The sequence below is a fragment of the Cognatundibacterium aquatile genome, assembly GCF_014699135.1.
Classification (GTDB): Bacteria; Pseudomonadota; Gammaproteobacteria; order Burkholderiales; family Burkholderiaceae_D; genus Undibacterium; species Undibacterium aquatile.
Map to the genome: position 1 here is coordinate 243,816 of NZ_JACOFT010000003.1, position 25,895 is coordinate 269,710.

The 25,895-nt window shown below is 51.7% G+C and carries 20 protein-coding genes and 1 pseudogene; 9 read left to right on the plus strand and 12 right to left on the minus strand.

What is annotated here, in order from left to right; genetic code table 11:
• Nucleotides 1–38 precede the first annotated feature (38 nt).
• On the minus strand, nt 39–1,070 hold the full coding sequence (locus H8K26_RS09690) for a Leu/Phe/Val dehydrogenase (protein ID WP_190479151.1): 1,032 nt from the start codon (nt 1,068–1,070) through the stop codon (nt 39–41).
• A 294-nt stretch (nt 1,071–1,364) separates the two neighbouring features.
• Nucleotides 1,365–2,015 (minus strand): dienelactone hydrolase family protein, encoded by a 651-nt coding sequence (locus tag H8K26_RS09695; protein WP_190479153.1) that lies wholly within the window; start codon nt 2,013–2,015, stop codon nt 1,365–1,367.
• Between the two features lie 441 nt (nt 2,016–2,456).
• On the opposite strand from H8K26_RS09695, the gene H8K26_RS09700 reads away from it, so the two are divergent.
• From H8K26_RS09700 to H8K26_RS09710, 3 genes are all read left to right on the plus strand, one after another.
• On the plus strand, nt 2,457–3,671 hold the full coding sequence (locus H8K26_RS09700) for an efflux RND transporter periplasmic adaptor subunit (RefSeq protein WP_190479155.1): 1,215 nt from the start codon (nt 2,457–2,459) through the stop codon (nt 3,669–3,671).
• A 3-nt stretch (nt 3,672–3,674) separates the two neighbouring features.
• A complete protein-coding gene (locus H8K26_RS09705; RefSeq protein ID WP_190479157.1) occupies nt 3,675–6,863 on the plus strand; it encodes an efflux RND transporter permease subunit in 3,189 nt (1,062 codons plus the stop codon).
• A gap of 210 nt (nt 6,864–7,073) precedes the next feature.
• Nucleotides 7,074–8,630, plus strand: coding sequence for a POT-type proton-dependent oligopeptide transporter (locus H8K26_RS09710; protein WP_186896962.1), 1,557 nt, complete (start codon nt 7,074–7,076; stop codon nt 8,628–8,630).
• 105 nt (nt 8,631–8,735) lie between these two features.
• Here H8K26_RS09710 and H8K26_RS09715 read toward each other — a convergent pair whose 3' ends face one another.
• Nucleotides 8,736–10,409, minus strand: a complete 1,674-nt coding sequence (locus tag H8K26_RS09715) for an alkaline phosphatase family protein (protein ID WP_223826944.1) — start codon at nt 10,407–10,409, stop codon at nt 8,736–8,738.
• A 359-nt stretch (nt 10,410–10,768) separates the two neighbouring features.
• On the opposite strand from H8K26_RS09715, the gene H8K26_RS09720 reads away from it, so the two are divergent.
• The gene (locus H8K26_RS09720) at nt 10,769–11,146 is read left to right on the plus strand and encodes a TraR/DksA family transcriptional regulator (RefSeq protein WP_190479158.1); all 378 of its coding nucleotides are present in this window, start codon (nt 10,769–10,771) and stop codon (nt 11,144–11,146) included.
• 118 nt (nt 11,147–11,264) lie between these two features.
• Here H8K26_RS09720 and H8K26_RS09725 read toward each other — a convergent pair whose 3' ends face one another.
• The 5 genes from H8K26_RS09725 to H8K26_RS09745 all read right to left on the minus strand — a co-directional run bounded on the left by H8K26_RS09725 (nt 11,265) and on the right by H8K26_RS09745 (nt 18,326).
• Nucleotides 11,265–12,425 (minus strand): DUF3667 domain-containing protein, encoded by a 1,161-nt coding sequence (locus H8K26_RS09725; RefSeq protein ID WP_190479160.1) that lies wholly within the window; start codon nt 12,423–12,425, stop codon nt 11,265–11,267.
• A gap of 188 nt (nt 12,426–12,613) precedes the next feature.
• A complete protein-coding gene (locus H8K26_RS09730; protein WP_190479163.1) occupies nt 12,614–15,442 on the minus strand; it encodes an ATP-binding protein in 2,829 nt (942 codons plus the stop codon).
• A 5-nt stretch (nt 15,443–15,447) separates the two neighbouring features.
• Nucleotides 15,448–16,221: a hypothetical protein gene (locus H8K26_RS09735; protein ID WP_190479165.1), complete on the minus strand. Its 774-nt coding sequence runs from the start codon at nt 16,219–16,221 to the stop codon at nt 15,448–15,450.
• Nucleotides 16,218–17,597 (minus strand): hypothetical protein, encoded by a 1,380-nt coding sequence (locus H8K26_RS09740; protein WP_223826945.1) that lies wholly within the window; start codon nt 17,595–17,597, stop codon nt 16,218–16,220. Before H8K26_RS09740 ends, H8K26_RS09735 begins: the two co-directional genes overlap by 4 nt.
• A gap of 387 nt (nt 17,598–17,984) precedes the next feature.
• Entirely contained in the window at nt 17,985–18,326 is a 342-nt protein-coding gene (locus H8K26_RS09745; protein ID WP_186882959.1) for a hypothetical protein, read from the minus strand.
• A gap of 361 nt (nt 18,327–18,687) precedes the next feature.
• Between H8K26_RS09745 and msrA the strand changes: the two genes are divergently transcribed.
• The 3 genes and pseudogenes from msrA to H8K26_RS09760 all read left to right on the plus strand — a co-directional run bounded on the left by msrA (nt 18,688) and on the right by H8K26_RS09760 (nt 21,098).
• Entirely contained in the window at nt 18,688–19,227 is a 540-nt protein-coding gene (gene msrA / locus H8K26_RS09750; RefSeq protein ID WP_190479166.1) for a peptide-methionine (S)-S-oxide reductase MsrA, read from the plus strand.
• A gap of 221 nt (nt 19,228–19,448) precedes the next feature.
• Nucleotides 19,449–20,020: pseudogene (locus tag H8K26_RS18030) on the plus strand (lysozyme).
• Nucleotides 20,021–20,030: 10 nt separating this feature from the next.
• Nucleotides 20,031–21,098, plus strand: coding sequence for a hypothetical protein (locus tag H8K26_RS09760; RefSeq protein ID WP_190479168.1), 1,068 nt, complete (start codon nt 20,031–20,033; stop codon nt 21,096–21,098).
• Between the two features lie 39 nt (nt 21,099–21,137).
• On the opposite strand, the gene H8K26_RS09765 is transcribed toward H8K26_RS09760, so the two are convergent.
• The 4 genes from H8K26_RS09765 to H8K26_RS09780 form a co-directional block, all read right to left on the minus strand.
• Nucleotides 21,138–21,617 carry a hypothetical protein gene (locus tag H8K26_RS09765; protein ID WP_186882963.1) on the minus strand — a complete coding sequence of 160 codons (480 nt, stop codon included), beginning with the start codon at nt 21,615–21,617 and terminating at the stop codon, nt 21,138–21,140.
• 60 nt (nt 21,618–21,677) lie between these two features.
• On the minus strand, nt 21,678–22,829 hold the full coding sequence (locus H8K26_RS09770) for an MGDG synthase family glycosyltransferase (protein WP_190479170.1): 1,152 nt from the start codon (nt 22,827–22,829) through the stop codon (nt 21,678–21,680).
• A 194-nt stretch (nt 22,830–23,023) separates the two neighbouring features.
• Complete coding sequence (gene pdxH, locus H8K26_RS09775; protein ID WP_190479172.1) at nt 23,024–23,659, minus strand: pyridoxamine 5'-phosphate oxidase; 636 nt, start codon at nt 23,657–23,659, stop codon at nt 23,024–23,026.
• Between the two features lie 76 nt (nt 23,660–23,735).
• The gene (locus H8K26_RS09780; protein WP_186882966.1) at nt 23,736–24,269 is read right to left on the minus strand and encodes a hemerythrin domain-containing protein; all 534 of its coding nucleotides are present in this window, start codon (nt 24,267–24,269) and stop codon (nt 23,736–23,738) included.
• A 115-nt stretch (nt 24,270–24,384) separates the two neighbouring features.
• Here H8K26_RS09780 and tcdA point away from each other — a divergent pair, with 115 nt between their 5' ends.
• Nucleotides 24,385–25,200, plus strand: a complete 816-nt coding sequence (gene tcdA, locus H8K26_RS09785; protein ID WP_190479174.1) for a tRNA cyclic N6-threonylcarbamoyladenosine(37) synthase TcdA — start codon at nt 24,385–24,387, stop codon at nt 25,198–25,200.
• Between the two features lie 185 nt (nt 25,201–25,385).
• Nucleotides 25,386–25,892 (plus strand): chemotaxis protein CheW, encoded by a 507-nt coding sequence (locus H8K26_RS09790; RefSeq protein WP_186882968.1) that lies wholly within the window; start codon nt 25,386–25,388, stop codon nt 25,890–25,892.
• Nucleotides 25,893–25,895 lie beyond the last annotated feature (3 nt).

The window sequence follows — 25,895 nt, forward strand, 5'->3', positions numbered from 1 at the left end:
GATGACGGTATCAGTGCATCAGTATACCGTCAGCATGCTTAGTTTTTAAACTTCGCTTCCGCGATGCGATCAGCTACCACGCTGGTTGGCAAACCTTCTGCATCGGCGCGGGTGAATACTTCTGCCAGGGTGTCGCCGATACGGCGTACATGCGCTTCCATGCCGTCTTCAGGTGTATTCAGGTATTCGTAGCAGACTTTGATAATGCCGCCGGCATTAATGACGAAATCCGGTGCGTACAAAATACCTTTCTGGCGACAGGCTTCACCGATATCGGCGGTGGCTAACTGATTGTTGGCCGCACCCGCAACGATCTTTGCTTTCAGGCGGGAAAGCGTATCCGGATTCAGTGTCGCACCGAGAGCGCAAGGCGCATAAATGTCGGCCTGCACATCGTAGATCGCATCAATGCCGACAACTTCTGCACCCAGCTCGTCTTGCGCGCGTTGCAATGCAGCCTGATCGATATCGGCCACGACTAATTTTGCACCTGCTGCATGCAGACGGCGGGCATAGTCGTAACCGACATGCCCCAGGCCTTGCAGCGCAACGGTCAGACCATCAAAGCTATCGCGTTTGAGTTGATGTCTGATGGCAGCCTGTGCACCCACGAAGCAGCCGAGTGCCGTAAATGGTGACGGATCGCCACGGTCACCGAGACCAGCAACGTATTTTGTTTTGCTGGCGACATTGGCCATATCTGCCGGGCTGGTGCCGACGTCTTCTGCCGTGACATAGCGACCGCCGAGACGCTCAAGCGCTTCGCCGAGGGCTTCAAACAAAGCCGGTGTTTTATCTGTTTTCGGGTTACCGATGATGACGCTTTTACCGCCGCCGATAGGCAGGCCGGCAACCGCGTTTTTATAAGTCATGCCGCGTGACAGGCGTAGTACGTCGCGTACCGCTTCTGCTTCACTGGCATAGTTCCACATACGGCAGCCGCCCATTGCCGGGCCGAGATGCGTATTGTGAACAGCGATAATGGCTTTCAGGCCGGATTTTTCTTCTGAGGCAAAAACAACCTGTTCGTGGTTGTCGAAGTTGATTTCGTTAAATACAAAAGCGGTCATGCTTATGGCTCCGCGCGGCGTAATACTGTGAACCTGATAAGGCAACAGCGTCTGGCCGCAAAAAGTGAATGAAAAAGGACAAAACGGGTACAACAAATACTGGATAAAAAAAAGCTTCTGATTGCTGGTTGGTGCAATCAAAAGCGCAGGGCGGTGATTGTGTCACGCGGAAGGAAGTATAAGGGACGCCAGACATTTACTCAAATCCGGAGCTGTTCTGATACCCGCAGCAAATCAATACGGCACAAACCGGCATCCACAATGTCTGGCGCAGATTTGAATATGCCATTCATTTCATGCGGCGGCTTTATCTGACGCCGGATGCAGCAGGCCGAATAATTCTGCGGTATAACGGGTTTGCGATTTAACGCAGCATCCGCGGGAATACGCATTCATGAAACCATGCCGGGTTCCTTTGGCGAGTTCTGCAATATGACCGCGTTGGCGCAGATCGTTGACCAGTTTCGCGGGATCAAAAGCTGCTTCCTGTTCCGCAAAAATCAGGCGTACAGGGCAAACAGGAAGTACCTCTCGATAATCGCGTATCCGTGAGCCGTAAAACAGCACCATGTTCTGCAATGAACGCACGAATTCGTGCTGGCTGCTGATCCATAATGCACTGGCGCCGGCGCTGAATCCTATCGCATGAGTAAGCCCGGTGTGCTGTTGCAGGATAGTATCGAGCTTTTCTGTATAGCGGGCGACGCCGCCTTCGGCAATGAAGGCCTGGTATGCGTCTTGCTCTGAACGGAACTGGCGTTCAGTATCCTGAAACGGGCTGATGATGAGGGCGTTGACTGAGAGCTGACGTACCAGACTCTGTACCGCAGGGGTAATTCCAAAGACATCGGTGGCGATCAGTATGGTCGCAGCGAAGTTGGCTGATGCAGCAGTTACGGGGGCAGCAGGGGATGCAGTTTGAGCAGATTTGACAGAGGCTGGCACAACAAATACGGAAAAGCAAAGGAGGCCGGAGCCTACCGGACTTGCAGGGGAAAAGCAAGCCGTACAAAGGCTTGTGCCTGTCTTATTTAATACACGCAATGCCCGATTGACAAGAGCTTTGCGACTCATGGATACTGCCAGCTTCATTCCCTCACGACGCATTTAATTGAGTGCAAGTGTAATTCGCGGGATGCTGAAAAACTGACTGGCAATATTGAGTGTTTCCGGGATTTTTCCCGTGCCATTGTGTTGATGCTGACTGATGTAGGTTGAATCTGGTTCCTGTCTTTGACCTCGGTTTTACCTCACGTTTACCATTTTCAGGTCTGGTCAGCGTCATGTGTTGCGATGTTCAGCATGACAGGTTCGGTCGTTGAACCTTTTTTCTTTATTTTCAGTCCAAGCTGCCTTCTAAAAATTAAAGTATTCCGGAGATTCCTTATGTTGCGACCTAGTCTGATTGTATTAAGTATTGCACTTGCCTTCACCGGCTGTAGCAAGTTCAAAAAAAGTGATGACCAGACGAAGGCCAGCGCCTCTGCGACTGCCGATAAACCTTTGATGGTGACCAATGAGGATTTATCCACCGTACAGAGTAATGCACTCTCTTCTGGCCCCGTGATTACCGGCTCTATCCAGCCAGAACGAAAAGCCGATCTGCGATCAGAAATCTCCTCGGTTGTTTTGCAGGTGTTGAAAGAAAACGGCGAAACCGTGAAGCGCGGCGATACGCTGGTGCGGCTGGACGACACGTCGATCAAAGACAGTCTGCATTCCGCGCAGGAAGCGGAGCGCGCTGCGGTGCAGACGTTTGATCAGGCCGAGCGCCAGTTGCAGCGACTGAAGACGCTGCGCGCTTCCGGTATGGCATCCACTCAACAATTAGAAGATGCTGAAATCCGTCGCAACAACACGCAAAGCGATCTGGTTGCCGCAAAGGCGCGTACAGTGCAGGCACGTCAGCAATTGCAACGCACGGAAGTCCGCGCACCGTTTGACGGCGTGGTCAGCGAACGTAAAGTGTCGGCTGGTGATACCGCACAAATCGGTAAGGAACTGGTGAAAGTCATTGATCCGACCAGCATGCGTTTTGAAGGATTGGTATCGGCCGACAAAGTCACCAGCGTCAAGATCGGACAAGCAGTCTCTTTCCGCATCAATGGCTATGGCAATCAGGAATTCAGAGGAAAAGTGAAGCGCGTCGATTTAGCGGCAAACGCAACGACACGTCAGGTCGAAGTGCTGGTCACGTTAGGCGAGGGCACACAACCACGCGTATCCGGCCTGTTTGCCGAAGGCATGATAGAAGCAGCTTCCACAGAAACACTGATGATCCCCGGTTCGGCACTGGTGCGCGATGGTGATAAGGCTTACGCATGGCGCGTCAAGGATGGCGTGCTCAGTAAAGTCAGCGTCAGCATCGGTGAACGTGATCCGCGTCGGGGCGATTTTGTGGTACGCAGCGGCCTGCTGAATGGCGATAAGGTGGTCAGCAATCCGCTGTCCACGTTGAAAGACGGGCAAAAAGTGCAAATGGTGGCTTCTGTTCCTAAAAATACGCCCGTTGCAGTACCTGCACCGGCAGCAGCATCCGCTGCAGTAGCCTCAGCTACAGCTACAGCTACAGCTACAGCTACTGCGGCTGCGGGGAAATAAACTATGTTTTTATCCGACTTCAGTATCAAACGCCCGATAGCGATGATCGTCATCATCATCGCATTGATGGCGTTGGGCTTACTCGCCCTGAAAAAACTCAAGGTTAATCAGATTCCGGATGTCGATCAGCCCTTGCTGGTGGTCAGCGTGCCGTATCCCGGTGCCTCACCGGAAACCGTGGAAAGGGAAGTGATTAACCGCATAGAAAAATCTTTGCAGAGTATCACCGGTGTCGATAAATTGACCTCAACTGCTTATGAGGGCAGCGCTAGTATCGTCATCTTCTTCAACTTTAATAAGAACATGGTGGAAGCCTCGGATGAGGTGAGAAATGCGATTGCCGGTGTGCGCTACAAGCTGCCGGTGGAAATGCGTGAACCGGTGCTGCAAAGAATAGACCCGTCGGCGCAACCCATCATGCAGATTGCTTTGTCTTCCAGCACACTGACGCACGCTGAGATTTCACGCAAGGCCGAAGATGAATTTTCGGAAAAATTCCGGGGCATTGATGGCGTTGCGACAGTCACTGTCAATGGTTCGCTGAAACGCGAGCTGAGTGTCTTGCTGCATTCGCAGAAACTGCGTGAATACAATGTGTCGGTGGCGGAAGTCGTGAACGCCTTAAAAAGCCAGAACACCACAGCGCCGGTGGGTAAAGTTAAAGGTGAACTCAACGAACAAAGCATACGTCTGATCGGCAGGATAGAGTCGCCGGAGGATTTCAAGGCAATCGTCATCAAGCGCCGTGGTAATGAAATCATCCGCCTGGCACAGGTTGCTGATATCGCCGATGGCTTTGCTGAGATCAGCGGTTTCAGCGTCCGCAACGGCAATCCTAACGTCGGTATTTCTGTGACCCGTTCACGCGATGCGAGTACGGTGTCGGTGGCAAAACGCATTCGCAGCATGGTCGATGAGATCAACAAAACACTGCCTGCCGGTACTAAAATGGAAGTCACGCAGGATGGCGGTAAGGATGCTGAAAGCAGTCTGAATAACGTCATCGAATCGCTGATTTTCGGCGCGGTGCTGACGATTTTCGTGGTGTATGTTTTCCTTAATTCCTGGCGTTCAACTCTGATTACAGCGCTGAGTCTGCCGACCTCGGTTGTGGCCGCATTTATTGCGATCTGGTTATCCGGCTTTACCCTCAACTTCATGACCTTGCTGGGATTATCGCTGGCGATCGGTGTGCTGATTGATGATGCGATTGTGGTGCGCGAAAACATCGTCCGGCACATGGAAATGGGTGTGGACAGACGTACTGCTGCAAGTAACGGGACGAAAGAAATCGGGCTGGCAGTGGCGGCAACGACGTTTTCTATCATTGCTGTTTTCATTCCTGTCGCGTTTATGCCGGGCGTTTCCGGCGAGTGGTTCCGGCCGTTTGCGTTGACCGTGGCGTCTTCGGTGCTGGTCAGTCTGTTTATTTCCTTTACGCTCGATCCTATGCTGTCGGCTTACTGGGGTGATCCGCCGGGGCATCATGAATTGCCGAAAAAAGGCATTAGTCTGGTTTTGGTAAGGTTCAATCAATGGTTCGATCATCAGTCAGACCGTTACGGTAATGTGATTGCATGGGCGCTGCATCACCGCGTCTGGATGGCGGTGATTGCCGGTGTCTCATTTGTTGTGGCGATCGTCTTACATGCGACACTGGGCGGCTCCAGCTTTTTGCCAGCAGCCGATAACGGCATGCTGATCGTCAACGTGCGCACTCCTTCGAGTTCGAGTTTGGAATACTCTCGTCTGAAAGTTGAAAAATCAGCAGAGCTTGCGCGTACTATCAAAGAAACCAAGGCAACCAACAGCACGGTCAATCTGAGCGGTGGCCGCGTCTATGTTGATATTGGCAAAAGCACAGAACGTAAACGCTCGGCGGCAGAGATTGCCGTTGAATTGCGCAAGCTGGTCGGCAACATCATCGGTGCCGAATATGTGGTGCAGGATGATCTGAATAATGGCGGCGGTAAGCCGGTGCAGATACAGTTCTCTGGCCCGGATGCCCGCAAGCTGTTGTCGATTGCAAATGAATTCATGGATAAGCTCAGAAAAGTCGATGGCGCAGTTGATGTCGGCTTGTCTGAACAAGATCCTAAAGATGAATTGCAGATAGAAATGGATCGCGGGCTGGCGAATACCCTGGGCATTTCTGTGAATGACGCCGCACAAGCATTGCGGGTCGCGTTTGCCGGTGTGGAAGTTGGCGACTGGGTTGATCCTACCGGCGAAACGCGCGATGTATCTGTGCGTTTGCAACCGGGTGACCGCGTCAATCTGGAAAACATCGAACGTTTGCCGATCTCCGTGACCGGCAGCGATAAGATGGTGCCGCTGGAACAGATTGCGAAAATCACGATGGGCAAAGGGCCATCGCAGATTCAGCATTACGATGGCAAACGCATGATTGCGGTGTCAGCCAACGTGCAGGGACGTTCTGCCGGTGAAGTGACTTCCGATGCGCTGAAAATCGCCAAAGCGATGAGTTTTCCTACTGGTTATGCACTCGAACTCGGTGGTGCCGCCCGCTCGCAGAAAGAATTGTTCAGCGAGATGGGAATTGCATTGGTGATGGGCATCGGTCTGATGTATCTGATTCTCGTCATGCAGTTCGGTTCGTTCACGGCACCGATTGCGGTGATGCTGTCTTTGCCCTTGAGTCTGATCGGTGTGGTGGTGGCGCTGTTGCTGACCAAAGGCACACTCAATCTGATGAGCTTTATCGGCATCATCATGCTGATGGGGCTGGTGGCGAAGAATGCGATTTTGCTGCTGGACTGTGCGCGTGAACGTGAGCGTGAAGGTTTTGAGCGCGAAGAAGCGCTGATGTATGCCGGGCGCAAACGTCTGCGGCCGATTCTGATGACGACATTTGCATTGATTGCAGGTATGTTGCCAGTCGCAATCGGTCTCGGTGAAGGCGGCGAGTTTTACCGTCCTTTGGCAATTGCAATTATCGGTGGCACTATCACCTCGACTTTGCTGACCTTGCTCGTGGTGCCGACTTTCTATGACAGTATAGAAATCAACAGCGACCGCATGGTGGCGAAATTCCACCGTCGCGATGAACGCTGGAATACGGCTGTAGCATTTGTGCTGACCTTGCTGGAGGCAATATTCACCGTGACGTTTATACGCTTTATTTTCCGCCTGCCATTCCGGATCTGGCGCAAAATAAAAGGCAGAAAATAAAACGAAAAATCAATCCGCTATCGTCAGCAAGTCAAGGCTTTACCTGCTTGCTGGCGCTTCTGAAGCTTGACGTGATACCGGCAAATCAGGATACTTCGCCCACCATTTAGGGCGAAAAATACAGCAGGATAAAATGTTTTTTACAGACGGCCTTTACCAAGGGCCGTTTTCTTATTGTTCAACACAACAACAATGAAACTGGAGAGGTCGATGACGCAAAACACCGGGCACGCTGAACAAGCGAAAATGCCGCCACAAATTCCCTACATTATCGCGAATGAAGGCTGTGAACGTTTCAGCTTTTATGGCATGCGCAACATCCTGACCTCATTTCTGATTACCAGCCTGTTATTGTCGATGCCTGAAAACATGCGTGCAGGCATGGCGAAGGAAGTTTTTCATACCTTCGTGATCGGCGTCTATTTTTTTCCTTTGCTGGGTGGCTGGTTGGCCGACCGTTACTTTGGTAAATACAATACCGTGTTCTGGCTCAGTCTTGTGTATTGCGCAGGACATGCGTGTCTGGCGATATTCGAGGATAACCGCAATGGTTTTTATACCGGCCTGTTTCTGATCGCGCTCGGTTCCGGCGGGATTAAGCCACTGGTGACCTCGTTTGTCGGCGATCAGTTTGACCAGACCAATCGCAAGCTGGCACAAAAAGTATTCGATGGTTTTTACTGGATCATCAATTTCGGTTCCTTCTTTGCTTCCTTGCTGATGCCGCTGTTTCTCAAGCAACTGGGTGCCAGCGTCGCTTTTGGTATTCCTGGTGCGCTGATGTTCATCGCGACCATGATTTTCTGGTCTGGCCGCAAGAAATATGTGCATGTACCGCCGGTATCAAAAGACCCGCATTCTTTCCTGAATGTCGTGCGTACTGCGCTGACGACCAAAGTTGCCGGGCAATCGAATAGCGGCACGCTGATGGCATGGTTGGGCGCGGTGCTGGCAATTGGCTCGCTGTTTCTGATTCCGGCCATCGGCTTAGTCGCTGCTTTGTGTCTGGTGTTGGTGTTGATGCTGGGATTCGGTGGCATGGGTGCATGGATGCAGTTGGATCGCGCGCGTGGTGCCCATCCTGATGAGGCAGTCGATGGCGTGCGTTCTGTGTTGCGCATTCTGGTGGTGTTTGCGCTGGTGACGCCTTTCTGGTCTTTGTTTGATCAGAAAGCGTCAACCTGGGTATTGCAGGCCGATCTGATGACGAAACCATCGTGGTTCCAGTCCTCACAGATGCAGGCATTAAACCCTATGCTGGTGATGCTGCTGATTCCATTCAATAACCTGATTTTGTACCCTATGCTCAAGCGCATGGGCGTTGAGCTGACTGCCCTGCGTCGTATGGGGCTGGGCATCGCGTTTTCCGGCTTGGCATGGATCGTCGTCGGCTTTATGCAACTGGCGATTGACGGCGGCAATTCGATAGATATCACCTGGCAAATCTTGCCGTATGCTTTGCTGACTTTTGGTGAAGTGCTGGTATCGGCAACGGGTCTGGAATTCGCTTACAGTCAGGCACCGCTGGCAATGAAAGGCGTGATCATGAGTTTCTGGAATCTGTCCGTGACGATAGGTAACTTATGGGTCTTGCTTGCCAATTCCAGTGTCAAAAGCACGGCAGTGACGGAGCAGATCAAAACGACAGGCATCAGTGTGGCGGCGTTCCAGATGTTCTTCTTCGCCGGTTTTGCCTTACTCGCAGCCTTGTTGTTTGCGCTGTATGCAAAGAACTACAAAATGCTGAATAACTATCGCAAAGCCTGAAGCAACAAGTCAGGCCGCTGAAATAAAAAAAGCCGCATGATTTTTCATGCGGCTTTTTTCGTTTTCAATTACAGGTATCGAATATCAGGAATCAACAATTCGCTATCAGTGCAGGGCTTCTGTCAGTACCCGGCCTTCGGCGGCGGATGGTGGGCGCACGCGCAACAGATGCGCGAGTGTCGGTGCAATATCCATCACCTCTGCATACTGACCGTAAGCGCCTGCTTTAATCCACGGTTTGCCCATGATCATCAGCGGCACATTCGTGTCATACGAGTAAGGTGAACCATGCGAAGTACCTTGCTTTCCGCTGCTGAAATACCAGAAAGGTTTGACGACCACCATAATGTCACCGGATACCTGACGGTTCCACGCGCGTTGCATCAGGGTACCGATACGGGTAGCGGGCAGATTGCCATTTTCCAGTTGCGTGCGGGTGAAGGCATTGGCGACGCCGGGGTAATTCAACAAGAAACGTGCGGCGGTGTTTTCTACTTCTTCCCGTTTCAGACTCTTTTGCTCTATCAGTGTGTAATCAAGAATCACATTTGGCGGCGACCATTTTCTGACCAGGTTTTCCTGCCCGAATTTTTCTGCCAGATGTTTACTCAATGCTGCCGACATTTGCTTGCCATCAAGGCGCTGTGCATCGCGTTTGATCGATTGCGAGAATTCCGGCACATTCGGGAAACCATGATCAGCAGTCAGTACGACCATGGTGTTATCAAGGCCAACACGTTTATCCAGATAGCTGAAAAAATTCGCCAGCAGACGATCGAGTCTTTGCAAATGATCGTGCGACATCCGGCTTTCAGGGCCGAAACTATGATTCACATAATCATGGCTGGATAAGCTGACGCCCAGCACATCCGGCACACCGGCAGGATTGCGGCCCAGATTTTCGCCTTCCACCGCAGCACGTGCAAAGTCCAGTGTCATTTCATCGAGATAAGGACCGGTGTACAGCTTGCCGTAATATTCCGCATCCGGTTTGCCGGATTTGCTTTCATATTTAAACGGGAAGCGGTTTTTTTCGTCAGCGATCAGATCGTCGCTGGCATCACCGGCATACGACGCATCTGCAAGTAAGGGACGCCATTCTTTGCCATAGAATCTATCCTGTGGCTTGCTGGCATGGTATTGCTGCACCCACTGCGGGTGGCTTTGCATGTAATAGGTGCTGCTGGCGAAATTGCCGGATTTGCCCATATACATATACGCCGTCCCCGCTTTGCCTGCGAGCAGAATCGCGCCGCGATCCTTGCCGGATACCGTGATCACTTTCGCGCGGTTACCGGTTGCATAGCGCAATTCGTCGCCCACCGTGCTGGCGCGTAAATTTGCAGGCGAGGTTCCCGCACCGGGTTTGGTTTCATCGCCGATATAACTGTGCGCATTGTCTTGCGTACAGTACATGGATTCCAGCGTTTTCGTATCTGTCCAGTCGTTCGAGATGATGCCGTGCTGGTAAGGATACGCGCCCGTCAGTACGGCAGCGTGACCGACCGCGGTGACTGTTACGCCGTGCGCCTGATGCGCATTATTGAACCAGGCTCCCTGATCCAGCAGACGGCGGAATCCGCCCTGACCGAACTGATCACGATAACGCGTGACTTGCTCTTGCGGCAAACCATCGACCACCAGTACCACGACCAGTTTTGGTTGTGCAGGTTTGTCTGCCGCAATCGCCGGAAATGCTGCCAGGCTGCTGGTGGCAGCGAGACAAGTAAGTAAAAACAGCCTGCGCACAGGGCGCATACAAAGCAGGGAGGGCTTCATCGGTTTCATGTTCTGATGTTCAATGGAGGTTAACAAAACAGCCAGCCACAGGAGGCCGACTGGATGCGAGAGGAATAACAGCGTACAACAGAATTATTTCATGCCGATGATGCTTGTAGGGAGCTATTTGTGCTTTGATATGCATGAGGCCGGACATCTGCTGTTACCTAAAGCCCTGCATTGCTATCGCACACAGACGTGTGATAACGTAGACCAGAATATTCACCATACAGGTCAGATTTTTATATTCTTGTTTTAAGAACAGATTGGCGGCATCCGGATTGTGTTTTATCAAGACGGTTTTACTTTGATCAGAGTAATCTGGACACTTGGCAGGTCATCGATTTAAGGGAGAAAACATGAGTCTCAACAGTGCACAACAAAACAGCTTAAAAGAGAAACTGGATGGCTTGAAGCAAAGCATACAAGAGGAATTGCGGCAACATAATCCTGAAAGCTTGCAGATACAATCGGGCGAGGGCGACCGTCTCACGAATGATGCGCTCAATGCCGATGAGATGGCGCAATACCTGCATCATCATGCGGAGTGGCAGGCGTTGCAGCGGGCACAGGCCAGACTCAATGAAAACGTCGCCGATATTTGCAGCGAATGTGGCAGTACCATTCCTTTTGCGCGTTTAGAGGCAGAGCCGACAGCCGAACGTTGCATCGATTGTCAGGGCAAACTCGAAGCCAACGACCATCGTCTGCATTTGCATCCGCATTCCAGCATGTAAATTACCAGGCTGCCGTAAAAAAAGCCCCGCAATATATTTAAGCGGGGCTTTTTTCTTTTAAGAAAATACTGATACCGAAATATCCTATCCGTAAGTTAAGAAGTCAGAAGATAGATATTTAAACACTGACTGACAGCACAACAATCGCATAAAAAGACAGCGTGCATGTTGCAATAAAAAGTAATGCAAAGGTGCGCCAGAGTGCGCCTTTGACACTCAGCTGATACGCTTGTTTTAGCTGCGTATACATGTGCACCGGCGGTACAAATGCGAACAGCATCGCCGCAATTCCGCTGAAACCGAACCTGTTTAACAGCGCGGTGCACATCAGCAGTAAGCTCATGAAACATAATGAATACAGCGAAAAAACAGCATGGTCAAACATGACGTACTGACGTCGGAACATAAACAGCAACCACAAAAATGGCAGTGACATCGGCATCAGCAGAAAAGCAAATTTTGAGGCATTACTTTTCATTTTGTAGAGAATCAGCTCAGGATTTTTAACGGCCGTCCTAATTTTCTGTTCCAACCTTGGCAGGGCCGAAGACATTTTTTTGTTGTCAAACTGCCGGTCGACTTTTTTGATCAGTGTGCTGGCATCGACAACCTCATTATCAGTTGCCGCGTTCCCTGTCTCCATAGTGATAGCTGCGGGCTGGTCAGGCGCTGTCGGGTCTTTTTTCTGACTTTGCTCTTTGTCAGTTTTTTGCTGCGTGTCTGCGCCTTCGTTCAGTTCCTTGCGCAACTGTTTTAGTTCTTTATCTATGTCTGATTGAACAGTGTTGTCATCGGCCTGCGGTATTTTTTCTTTATTGCCGTCAGTGGTGGTGTTGATGCCGACCTTGCTTTTCGTTGCAGACGATAACTTTTCTTCCTGATGACTCGCCGTCATTGAAAAGACGAAAAACATCAGGAAAATCAGAAACAGAAATAGCGCCAGCGGTGACACATAGCGTGTCCGCTGTCCCTGAATATAATTGCGGGTTAATTGTCCGGGTTTAAAAATCAGTGCCGGGATAGTGCGCCAGGCTTTGGTTTCAAAGTGCAACAATCCGTGTAAAAGCTCTTCTGCCATATGCAGCAGAGAGCGATGAATGTGCGCTGACTGCCCACAGGCATGACAATAGGCACCGGTCAAAGGCGTGCCGCAATTGGCGCAGTTGCCGGTAGGCGCATGTACTTTGGCAGCATGGGAACCGCCCGCAGCCTTTTCTGCTTCATTGACGATCAACGCCTCGCTCACGACATCCGTGGCGACATCCATTTCCATGCTCATGCAGCATCTCTCCTTCATACACTGTGACGATGGGGGTGATGTTTCCCCTTCAGCCGGCAGACAATGCCAGATATTTCAAAAAAAGCATTGTACGGTTTTTCTGAGAGATACCCCAGTGCAACTGCGGGCTGCACTGGATATTTTTTCAGACTGTCGGCTATTGATTACGAAACTGTGTATGCAAGAGGTCAGGCACGGTTTTCCTTGCTTTTTTCCACCTTCCGTTGCAAGACGAAAATCGGCTGCGCCCATTCGGTATCTTTTTTCTTTTTGCTGGTGATCAGCGTCAGTTCTGACGGGTCATAGACGTCAGTGTTATGTGTCAATGGTGTCGTCATCAGATATTGCGCATCGGTATTTTTCAGGAACTCGCCGACCAGCTGAATATTGCGGATATCCAGATGGGCAAACGGTTCATCGATGAAAACGAAACCGCCGGAACCATCTTCAGATTTCAGCAGACCGATCAGCAGAATCAGTGATTTCATCACCTGCTGACCACCGGAGGCTTCACCGTCGTTCATACCGATAGGGCCTTTGCCATCGAATTTGAAACGCACATGCAAACCGGCCTGCGCCAGTTGAATATCATCGTTCTCCAGTTTGACCGGATCGGTATGCACTTCTATGCCAGCCAGTTCACCGAGTTGCCGGATATTTTTACTGTAAGCCTTGATGGTGTAACGCAGCCTGTCCATGTAGGCGGCGCGGGCATTGATAGTGGCTTCGATTGCGCGGTTATTCTGATAACGGCGTTCATCGGTTTCTGCCTGACGACCTTGCAGCAAGGCGTTCAGACGGGTGTACTGATCGACCACGGTGGCGTCAGTTTCCCAGTCATCGCGCGCCAGATTATTGCTCAGACTGCGGATGCGCAATTCGATCTGATGGACATTTTCATGTTCCGCCACCAGTTCACGCCGGTGCGAGGCACGCTTCCAGTTTGGCGGCAAGGTATGCCAGGTATCGCGCATGCTGCGCAGGGTTTCGTATTGGGCGGCGCGCTCTTCGGCGTGACGCTTTTCTGATACACGCAATTGCGCTTCCGCATCGGCGATCGCTGCCTTGGCCTGTTCCCATTTCAGATGCGCGACGGAACGCTGCTCTGTTGCTGCTTTCAGCAATGGGGCGATTTCACCTAAGCGGCTGCCGACTTCGATACGCTGTTGTTTCAGCGGTTGCGTATTGCGCTGTGCTTCTTCAAATTCAGCATGACGTGCACTGAGTTCTTTCGCTGCATCGACACCCGCCAGACGCGCTTTATACGCGCTGATTTCTCCGGCGAGTTTGCTGATATTCATGGTCAGCACATCTTCCTGCGATTGCAGGCGCGGCAGCGATTTCAGCAATGCTTCCAGACGCTGAGTGCGACCAGCATTGCCGAAACGGTAGCGTGATACTTCGACAAACAGAGAACGGCCGCCACGCCGTTCAAAATGATACGCGTCGGGCGTAATCCATTCTTGCGAGCGCGGCAGTTTCATGCCTGCTTCAATCGAGCCGACGGTGGAGACGCGTTGTAATTGTTCGATCAGCCAGGCCGGTGCCTGCGCGGTGAAATTCACGACCGATAGCAAACTCTGGTCTTTGACGACGGGTGCACTGATGCGCTCAGGCACGATGAAGTGGCTGTATTTCTGCTTTTCACCAATGCGGTAGGCGGCAGCGGCGTCGCTGGCTTTATCGAGCAGTATCACTGAGGTATAGCCGCGCAACATCCCCTCTACCGCGCCTTGCCATTGCGGGTCGGTGACTTCGACGATATCCGGCAACATGCAATGTGCGATGCCTGCATCGTTCAGGGCGCGGCGCATGTGACGCACGTTTTCCGGGTCGGGCAGGGCAGATTTTCCTTGCAGTGCGGCGATGGTATCCATCTCGCTGGCGATGCGCTGGCTGAGCGCGTCGCGATCGGCTTTCTGGCGCGAGAGTTCGGCTTCTTTTTTCTCTAAATCGTCGGCGACATTGGCGACATCGGCATCGGCTTCGGCGGCGAGTTTTTGCAGGCGGCTTTTTTGTTCCAGCAGGCTTTCCTGCGGTTTCAGCTTCGCATTGATTTGCTGCAGCTTTTCACGTAGCGCAGATTCTTCGGCTTCCAGCGCGGTTTCCACTTGCTTGGCTTCCGACACCTCATGCGCTTGCTGTGCCAGATGCTGACGGCGCCCGGATAAGGCTTCATCCTGCGTCTTCAGCAAGCGTTTGCTGTTGCGCAGCGACTGGCTGGTGGCTGCGGCTCTGGCTAGGTCTTCATGGTATTGCAGCGTTGGCAGAATTTCTTCCTGCAGATCACGTTTTTCTTTATGCAGACTTTCATACTGATGGTAATTCGCGACCTTCAGGCGCAAACCTTCCAGATTGGCTTTTGCCCCTTCGAGTTCAGTTTCAAAGCGCTGCAATTCGACTTCGGTATCATGCTGATGGCGCTTCGCATCGTCGTAAGCATCCAGCACTTCTTTATCGCCAAAGACCTGAAACACCAGATCGAGCAACTGGCGTGGGGCGTATTCGCACAGCTTGTCGGTTTCGCCCTGTTCGAGCGCCAGCACCTTGCCCATCGCATTCGATAAACCCGCATGGGATAAGCGTTTGCGGTAACTTTCCACACCCAGCCAGTCGTGTGCTTCGGTGACTTCTTCAATCTCAACTTTACCGCCGCGCATCAGATACTGACGCTTCCAGTCGCCGCCGTTTTTTTCTATTTTGCAGAACAGCGTGACTTCATCTTCATACAGCCCCGACATGCGGAAAGGGCGATTAGAAATCTGCGGCCCGACCGCACTGTTATCGACAACCGCACGTATCCATGCAGTTTGCTGGCCGGAATGGCGGGCATAGTGTTTGTAAGAGCGGCCCATAGAACATTCGAGCCCAAACAAGGTGCGCAGAGCATCGAGCAAGGTGGTTTTGCCGGAACCATTTTGTCCGGCAATCGTAATGATCTTGGCGTCGAGAGGAATATTTTTGATGCGCTGCCAGTAATCCCAGTGCACCAGTTCCAGCGATTTAATATGAAACATAAGTCTTATTCTTTTCCGGTGTTGAGGGGCGCGTCTGCCTGGATATCGGCATCGCTGGTGTTATCTCTGGTGTCGTCGCTGATGTCATCACTTGTCGTCGTCTCCGCGGCATCAGGTTCATCGTTGGCCGGTGTCAGGATAGCAGGCGTGCGTACAGCAGGAATCTGGAAAATATCCGACAGTGCACCATTGATGATGCGGTCTTTCAGTGTGTCGGTATCCATCAGCAGATCAAGCAGCGGGCCTTCCAGAATCAGATCGCCTTTGCGTTCGATAAAGCCAACGCGCGCCAGCTGACCGAGGTTCATATCCATACGCGTTTTTTTACCTAGTTTGTCACCGAAATCGGCCAGCAGCGCACGGTATGAAATGCCGATCGAGGTATCTTCGGCGCGTGGCAAAGGTTTCTCTTTGCCGAACATATCGTTCTGATCTTCTTCTGCAAGTTGATGTGCTTCCTGACGTTCGCGTTTTGGCAAAATAATCAGCGACCACAACACTACCAACAGGGCCACGCCATCGCGGGCGAGACCAAAATTATTGTTCTGCCAGGTTTCTTTGGTGCCGAACACTTTCGATTCGCTGTCGCGTGTCAATGCCAGCGTGACGTAATCGGCATACACGTTATCAACGAATTTCATGCCACAGGCTTTGAGCCTCGCATCGAGTTCGGTGCGGAAAATTTCATCGGATAAAGCGCGTTTGACCAGCTTGTCTTCACGGCGCAGGGTTTGATGCGCGAGCAGGCGCGCAATCAGAATTTGTGCATCTTCGGTCATGGTGTTTCTCTGTTTTTACCTACGTCAGTGCCGGCGTTTTTGCCAGCATTGTCGGCACTGGAAATCGTGTGAATAGTGGCAGCAGGTGCAGCGCTGATGCTGGCGACGGAAAGTGCAGCGATATGGGGATCTTGCACCTTTTGCATTTTGTCTTTGGACTGAAAGACCAGCGGCAAGCGCGCTAAATTCGCCGTCGCGCCTTGCAGTGCGGATTCATTGGCGTCGCCCAGCAAAGGCAGCATCGACGCACGATACGACGCAATCGCAAAACTGGCGGGCAGTAAAAGATCTTGCAGCGCGATCGGTTTTTCAGTCGGGTCTGATTTACTCAGCAGCGCGAGCCAGTGGTCGAGTTCATGCAGCGCGTCGCTGTCGTCATTGGCGATGGAGACGGCATTTTCACCGGCAGGCAAAGCACCGGCGACGGCGGATACGCGATGGCTCAGCAATTCGCTTTCGGCCACGTCTATCATTTCAGATGGTGTGATAAATAACGGTGTGACCGGGTTCGCCAGCGCATCGTCAGCCAGCGCGGCGAGGTCTTCTTTTTGCAGCAACCAGGTTTTGATATCGGTCGTCGATAAACCCGACTGACCGAGATGCACGCGTTGCCGTTCGATCTGATTCAGCGCACGTGAAAACATGCCCTGCATATTCAGCAGCGCACTCTGAGCGCGGCCTATTGCCTGCGCTGCACGATGAGTGGCTGAATCTGCCCGCTCATCATGGGTAATGGCGTGAATGATTTGCGAGCCTTTTTCCACCCAGTCGCAGGCCGTATGCCATTTCTGCTGCGCTGCACGTAACTGGAATTCAGAGCCGGACGCAATCGCATCTGAAAATTCTTCGGTCAGCTCGATCAGACGGCCCAGCAGATGGTGCAATTGCTCGACAGAGACACCGCCAACCGCTTGCGCACCGGCGACCTGCGTCAGCATGTAGCTCATCTCAGCCTGATCGTTATTTTCTTCCACATGCAGCAGCGATTCTATGGCGGCCAGCACATTGCGTGCGGTTGGCGTGATGCGATACACCGACTGGCTCGCATCCCACACCAGCAGGCCGGTTGAACGCAGGCGCGACAGCACGGTTTCGAGCGCATCCGGCTCCAGATAACCGAGTTTGGCATTGATGTCGGCACGACTTAGCGACGGTGTTTCGACATCCGCCGTCAGCTCGCGCAAGACCAGCAGACGCAACAAGACGCCGTTGAAGCCGCCATGAAACAGCGCCGTGAATGCCTGCAATACAGGCTGGGCGCGCTTTAAGGGGAAAACGGCGGAAACGTCGTCGGGAGAAATACCAGTTTTGAAATACGTCTGCAGAGCGAGGTCTTCCTCAGTCTGGACGTGAGCGTCGTCACTAAAATTTTGCATACGGCATTTTACCCGCTTGCAAGGGGCTTGAGTATTGTCTGAAAGCTATTTTGAAACGGGGAAATGAGGCGATGATTGATGGTTTTCACGCTATCCGGCGCTGGTCGCAGAATCCAGAATCAGGCTGAAATGGCCGCAGAATCGATCCTGGAGCCAAAATAATACTGGGGGGAGTATATTTTGAAGCCCTTTGTTTATGTAGAGATCTATGCATTTTTGGCACATACTCCCCAATTTTTGTATTTTTATAGGAAAAATGGCAGCGCAATGAGGCATTTTTCCGTGCGCTAAGCCTGCCGAACCCGTTTGCCGTTGGCGGCTGGCGCTAGTAGTGACTTGTTGTGACTTGTTGCGGCTTGTTGCGGCGAAGTCGTGGTTTGCCCTTGCTTATTCCAGCCTTTTTTTATCGTATTTGTGTTCGACGATGCGCTGATGCACAAATTCACGCTCATCCGGCGTGGCATGCAGCAGACGCGTAACGGCAGAGCGCGGCACCCGGTAATAGCGACGACGGTTCTGGCGCGATTCAAGCGTGCGCCAGCCGCGTAAAGTCAGCCATTCCCATTGTTCATAATCGATAGGCAAAAACAGCTGCATCTTCAGCCTGTCGAGAGTGATGGTGCTGCCGAATGCCGGTTTCGCGCCGGGCGGCGGCAGCAGGCGCTGACGGCGTACATGGAATACGGTGCGTAGCTGATCCCTGAGTTTGCTGATGGCCTGATAAAGCATGGTGAGCACTCCTGCCAGAAAATATTGATCGCAAATTTTAAGCGCAAGAGGAACAAACAACGTGTAATGAATTGTAATTTTAATTACATAAGGCTGACGCAACATTGTTCCGCAGTAAGCGGGTCCGAAGCGCACACAAGATCGTCCACCCTCTGTGATCAAGACGCTGAGCGCCACTGCAACAGCTTCGGCCTTGCATACGGTATGTCCTAAGCTGCCTGGGGTCAAACCTGTAAAGCCGTTCATGCTTGTATATACTCACACAAGGCCGCAAATGTAGCGATGGTCAGAAATTCAGTAGTCTGCGAAAGAGAATGCTTTTGTTCTGACCCTCTTTGTTTAACGTAACCAGGAATATGCTATGACGAATCCCGGCACAGAGATTGCCACCCTGGGTGGCGGTTGTTTTTGGTGCACTGAAGCGGTGTTTCAACAAATTCGCGGGGTGCTGAAAGTGGAATCCGGTTATACCGGCGGCAGTGTGCATCAGCCCAGCTATGAGCAGATCTGCACCGGTCAGACTGGTCACGCAGAAGTGGTGCGGTTGACGTTTGACCCGGCTCTCGTTTCTTATCGTGAATTACTGGAAGTTTTTTTTACGATACATGATCCGACGACGCTGAATCGTCAGGGTAACGATGTCGGAGCGCAGTATCGTTCCGCGATTTTTTATCATGGCGAACAACAGAAAAAAATAGCGCATGAAGTGGTCGCGGCGATGGCTGCGGTATGGGATGCACCGATCGTGACGGAAATCACGATGGCACCGATGTTTTATATTGCCGAAGACTACCACCAGAATTACTATCGCCAGCACCCTGAGCAAGGCTATTGCGCTTTCGTGGTGGCGCCTAAAGTGGCAAAAGCGTGTCAGGTTTTTGCTGAAAAATTAATTGATTGACATATTTATTTGATACTATTCTTCCAGAACCTGTTGCATAGGTTTTACGCAAAATTGTTCCCGGTTATCGTTCGTAGCGATCGTGACGCCGCAGGCCGAAGCGCTGCAACACACGGCAAGACACGGCAACACCACCGGGGCGGTTGACATCAGTCCTGCTATATAGATACGGATGACGATATCAGGGCTCCGCACCGATGTATTCTGTTCTGGAGGCTGCAATGGCACTGCGCGATGTGAATCAGGCGACGGTAGACCTGGTCAAACAATACGAAGGGATACCGGACGGTAATCCCGCAACAGACAATATTGATCCCTATCTGGATCCGGTTGGTATCTGGACTATAGGATGGGGTCATGCGATCACCTATCAGGGGCGCTTCCTGAAAGGGGCTGCGGATAAGGCGCAGGTGCAAAGCCTGTATCCCGGTGGCATTACACTCGCTCAGGCCGAAGCCTTGTTGCATACGGATCTGATGAATGCAGGCGCGATGTGTCGTCGGTAGTGCTGGTGTCCCTGAATGACAATGAATTCGGTGCGCTGACCAGCTTTACCTTCAATCTGGGCATCGGTAATTTGCGCAGTTCAACGTTGCTGAAGATGCTCAATGCGAATAACCGTGCCGGTGCTGCAGATCAGTTCGGGCGCTGGGTCATGGCGGATGGCAAACCCTTACCGGGACTGGTCAAACGTCGTGCCGCCGAACGGGATTTATTTCTGACCCCGGTAGTGACGCCAGCCGGAGCACCCGCATCCTTTACACCTATCATACCAGTTGCACAATCCGCTTGAGGAGAAAACAATGAGAGCGCCTTCATTTCTGTGTGCTGTGCTGCAACGATGTTTTGTCGCTGTTTTTCTTCTTTGTGGTTTGTCTTCGATTACTGCTGATGCTGCCGATGCTGCCCGCTCCGCCGATATTGTGGCGGTTGAAATCAATCATCGCTTTGTGATTGCCAGCCCCGGTATTTGTGACCGTGTCAGCAGCGATCAGTACGCCGGAGTGGAATTGCGCATACAGGGACAACTGACGCCACTGAAACCGATGGATTGCAATCCGGCTGCGACCGGATATGGTTTGCAATTTTTTATGCCGCAGCTCGATGGCAGCGATCTCGGCGCCATGCACGAATTGCTGGTCGGCTCCCCATGGAAAGATGCAAAACACGGCTTTCGGCGTGATCTGCCTTACAGTCTGACCTTGAACACCGCTGTTGGCGGTGGTGTGCTGGTGAGCGGAATGTTGCGCCTGCAGGTATTGCGTCCTGCTTATCTGTTGCTTGGCTTCGGCTTTATTCTGGGTGTCGGCTTTGCATTGTTGCGCCTCGGGCGTGATTCGGGTTTATTGCGGGATGTCACCGATCTCGCCGTACGTAGTCGCAGTTTCAGCCTGTCGCGGGTACAGATGGCATGGTGGTTTTTTATCGTCTTTGCTTCTTATATGTGGTTGTGGCTGGTTGGAGAGGGAATACCGACCTTATCGAGTCAGGCGCTGGGCTTGCTTGGTATCGGAAGTGCCACGTATTTTGCCGCCGCCAGTGTGGATGCGACCAAGCCACCGGTTAATAGCGAGAGTCAGGGATTCTGGAGCGATATTCTGAGTGATGCTCAGGGATTGGCTTTGTACCGTTTTCAGATGCTGGTGTTCAATTTGTTGTTTGGCGTCCTGTTCATTTTGTATGTTGTACAGCATGTCAGTATGCCTGAATTTGACGGCAATATTCTGACCTTAATGGGCATGAGCGCCGGCACTTATGCGGGTTTTAAAATTCCCGAAAAAACGCAGAATGCACCGGTTGCCGTGACGTCGACAGCATCGGGGGCGGACGTCAGCGATGATCCTAAAAAAGCCTACAGCGCAGGTGCCTGAGGCACAAAGACGTTGTACCGCTGATGCAGTTTTTCTGCCTCAGCGGACTTTTTCTTTTTTGTAGGAATAGCAAAGCAACAGGATGGCGACTACTCCGCCTATCCAGTAATCTATGGGTGTTCCCCATAGCCAGTGGCGATGCCAGGGAACCAGCACGGGGTTAAAACTGCTGATGCCATAGGCGGGATTCATCACGAACCACAGGCAATCTTCCGTGATCCAGAAAATGATAATGCATGCGGCTATGCGCGCTTGTATTTTCCAGCTCCATTGCGACATCCAGATGATGGGGAAATGGAAAAAGATGGCGATAAACGGAAATACCCAGGCGTGATAGCCGGTCATGGCGCGACCACCCCAGAACAAGTCAAGCAACCAATGGTTTTTTATGCGCCAGGTTGGCAGACTACCGCCCCAGCCATTCGCACCTTCGATCTGAATTTCCACCTGCGCAAAAAATACAGCCAGCACAAAGACCCATAACAGGGTTAAAAATAAGTTTTTGAAGGATGAATTCATACGCTTGAAGTAAGTGTGAATGACGTGCTGGTCAGGGGGTTGTTGCTTGATTGCTCAACATTAGCTTGCTGTCTGCATTGTGTTTGCCTCTTGCCGTCCGAATACTTGTGTTAAGACATCGGCCGCAGCATGTGGCTTACCTAAGGCGAGCGCTTTGCGGCGCATCTCATGTAATTTTTCGGGCTGACTGAGTAGTACGTTCAGACGGTAGGCAAGGCTGATATGGTCGTGGGCTTTCAGTGCGACACCTTGTTCGAGTAAGAAGTCGGCATTCCTTTCTTCCTGCCCGGGAATCGGGGATGTCACGATCATCGCCACGCCACTGGCAAGACATTCCGAGGTGGTTAGACCACCAGGTTTGGTAATGACCAGATCCGCACAAGCCATCAGACGTTCAACTTTGTTACTGAATCCGAGTGGCAGCAGCTTGCCAGGATAATGCTGTGCCAGCGCCTGCATTTTATGCAGCATCTGCGTGTTATTTCCTGCCAGTGTTATCAGTTGAAACGGCGTCTCTAAGCGCAATAAGTGCGCAGCCAGTTTGTCGAGATCGCCGACACCGGCACCGCCGCCCATCAGCAAAACCGTTGGTTTGTGCGGGTCCAGTCCATACTCCGCGGCACAGCTGCGGCGATCATGCCGTTGCGTGAATCCGGGCATCACAGGAATGCCGGTGACATGTATTTTTTGCGCAGGAATGCCATTCTGGCGCATGCGTTCAGCGACTTCGGCATTAGCGGCGAAATAGCCTGCCATATTGTCATGCACCCACATGCGATGTAAGTCGAAATCGGTGACTTGTACCCACACCGGGCAGTTGAGTTCCGATTTTCGTATCAGGTGCGACAGCATTTCTGCCGGCAGGAAATGTGTGCAGATAATCGCATCAGGCTGAAATCCGGTCAGCATTTTTTTCAGCGGGCGGGCATTCAGTCTTTCCACGCCGCGGCGTAGTTTTTCGAGGAAGCCGTTGGCCTGCGCGCTATTACTTGCGTGATACAGATAGCCCCATAGCAGCGGAGCGCGGTTGACGAGTCGGATATAAAAATCGGTATAGATCTTGCGAAATCCGGCGGTAACAAAATCCATCACATCCAGATGGCGTATTTCCGCTTCTTCGTCGCCGGCCAAGGCACAGGCGAGCAGCGCTTCTGCGGCCCGTTTATGCCCGCTCCCCGCAGAAACGCTGAGCAACAAGATTTTTTTTCGCATGAATTTGAACTGATCGGAAACGATCATTCAGCATAACAGTGCAGTGTGATGACTTGATGACGTGATCTGAGGCAGCAGTCTACGGGTTTTTTGAATGCTGGCGCGAGATAAAGAAAATCCCCCGGCCAGGCAAATCGTGACGGGGGATTTGTACGCGCCATATAAGACGGCGCAGCAGAAAGCGAGAGAGCTGATTAAGGCTGCAAGCGGCCTATACTCCATCTGCCATCGGCATTACGGGTGTAGACGATACGATCATGCAGACGCGAACTGCGGCCTTGCCAGAATTCGATTTTTTCCGGTACCAGACGGTAACCGCCCCAATGTTCTGGGCGCGGTGGTTGGTCGCCAAATGTACCGACAACGCTGGCTAACTGCTGTTCCAGCAGATCGCGATTGGCAATCGTCTGGCTCTGGGCTGATGCATTGGCGCTCTGGCGGCTGCCTAATGGGCGACTATAAAAATACGCATCGTTTTCTTCGGAAGACACTTTTTCTATGCGACCTTCAATGCGAACCTGACGTTCCAGAGCAGACCAGAAAAATAACAAGGCCGCGTAGGGATTAGCTGCCAGATCCTTACCTTTCGCACTGTCATAATTGGTGAACCAGCAAAAACCACGTTGATCAAATTCCTTGATCAGTACGATGCGGGACGTTGGGCGTCCGTCATCATTGACAGTGGATAAGCTCATGGCGTTTGCTTCGGCAGCATCCGCTTTTAATGCCTGGTCAAACCAGATGCCAAACTGTTCAATCGGATCAGCGGCGACGTCTGATTCGGTCAGGCTGGCTTGTTGATAATCCTTGCGGAGATGGGCGATAGACATACGATTCCTTTAAAAACAAAATGGGGTTGTCTGTATTTACGGCTGACGTTATGGCGGCACAGTCGGGGTTCTGGCGCTAGGCGCTGATGCCCCGGCGCGCCTGCATCGCCGCACCTAATTTCTGCATTTGTGCAGCACTGAATAAACGCTGCGCCATCGGTGCGATCTGGCCTTCTTCAATTTGCATATGTTTGGCATACAGCGCTGCAAAATCCTCAACCTCGGCAGCCGATAAATCAGTTCCTGTGCCATCTTCAATTGCCTGCAACTGAGCGCCCAGTACTTTCCACTGCGCTGCCATTTGCTGATGCTGCTGCAAGATGTCTGTCAGTAATACGGCCAACAGACTCGCATCCTCACCGGTGGCGGTCGCTTGCAACTCTGGCAGTAAATCAATTTCTTCATCTTCGTGATGCAGAGGCGCTGCTTTATTGAAGTACCGCAAAACAGCTTTTGCCGCTTGCTGCGCATTTTCATCAATACCAACATCATTCAGATGCACTACCAGTTTATCCATCGTTGCAAGTTGCTTGCGGATACGGTCGTGGCAATGTTTAAGAACGGCGAGTGGCTGATCAAAGCCCGGCGCACTGTCAAATAAGTTGTTCATGCAGACTCCTTCTGGAGATGTTGATCATCATTATGCAATACCCATTGTAGACCTGCTTGCGACACATCAACCGTGGTCTTGTAAAATGGCGCCTGAATTTAAATTTCTTCTTATTATGCAACAAGATTCTGACATTGATTTTGATCGTCGTTTTGGCGGTATCGCACGGCTTTATGGCAGCAATGCCTTGGCACGTTTTACGACCGCTCACGTCTGCGTGATCGGCGTTGGCGGTGTCGGTTCATGGGTTGTGGAAGCGCTTGCCCGCAGTGCTATCGGGCGTATTACGATGATCGATCTCGATAACGTTGCCGAATCCAATGTTAATCGCCAGATACAGGCGACCAGTGACACTCTGGGGAAAGCCAAAGTGACCGCCTTAGCGGAGCGGATAGCCTTAATCAATCCTTTTTGTCAGGTGACCGAGGTTGAAGATTTTGTGACGTCGGACAACCTTGATGCGATGCTGGGACAGCATGGTTTTGATTATGTGATTGATGCAATTGACAACGTTAAGGCAAAAACGGCCTTGATCGCTTATTGTCGTCAGCACGCGATTCCTTTGATTACGATAGGCGCAGCCGGCGGACAGACTGATCCAGGCAAGATAGAAATCCGAGATTTATCGCGTACCGAGCAGGAACCCTTGCTGGCGCTGGTGCGCAAACGCTTACGACAGAATCACGGTTTTCCGCGTGGAACAAAAAGTAAATTCGGTATCGACGCGGTGTTTTCTATGGAAGCATTGACGATGCCGGAAACGGCCGAGGCGTGTGAGGTTGATGCCAGCAGTACTGGCAGCGCTGGTAGCACCAATGGTATAAGCGGCCTGAACTGCGCTGGTTTTGGCTCTTCTGTAGTGGTGACGGCATCGTTCGGTTTAATGGCGGCAGCGCATGTTCTGCGTCAATTAGCGCAGCTTGAAAAATAAGTTAAAAGCCGCTTGAGCAAGCATAAATCAAGTAAAATTAGTGCCTTAAGGAAATATTTTGACGACAGTGGTGTGCGGCGATACATCACATCGTCTTAAACTCATCTGAATTTAATCTCATCAGAACGCAGGCAGATAAACACCTTTGCGTCTTTTGTTTTAAATTTTTTTTAAGGAACAGAACAATGAGCGTTGCTGAACTTAGCGCAACAAAAGCAGATTCTGATGATCGTCAGGCGATCCAGAAAGATCAGGAATTTCTTGCTTTTCGACTGGGCTCCGAGGAATACGGTATTCCGATTTTACTGACCCAGGAAATTCGTAATTTTGAAGCGCTGACGCGGATTGCAAATGCGCCGGAATACCTGAAAGGCGTAATGAATTTACGCGGTGTCATTGTCCCCGTGATAGACATGCGTTTGCGTTTCGCGACCGGAGAGGCGACGTTTGACGCTTCGACTGTGGTGATCGTGCTCAACATCGACGGGCATGTCATAGGAATGATCGTTGACAGTGTGTCTGACGTTGTGACCTTGCCAGCCTCGGCAATCAAACCGCCGCCAGATATGGGGACAACGTTTTCCTCAGATTATCTGGTTGGTCTGGGCGACATTGATGACCGTATGATTATTTTGCTGGATATTGAAAAACTGATGTCTGGTCCTGAACTGGGTCTGGTCAGCAAGCAGTAATCA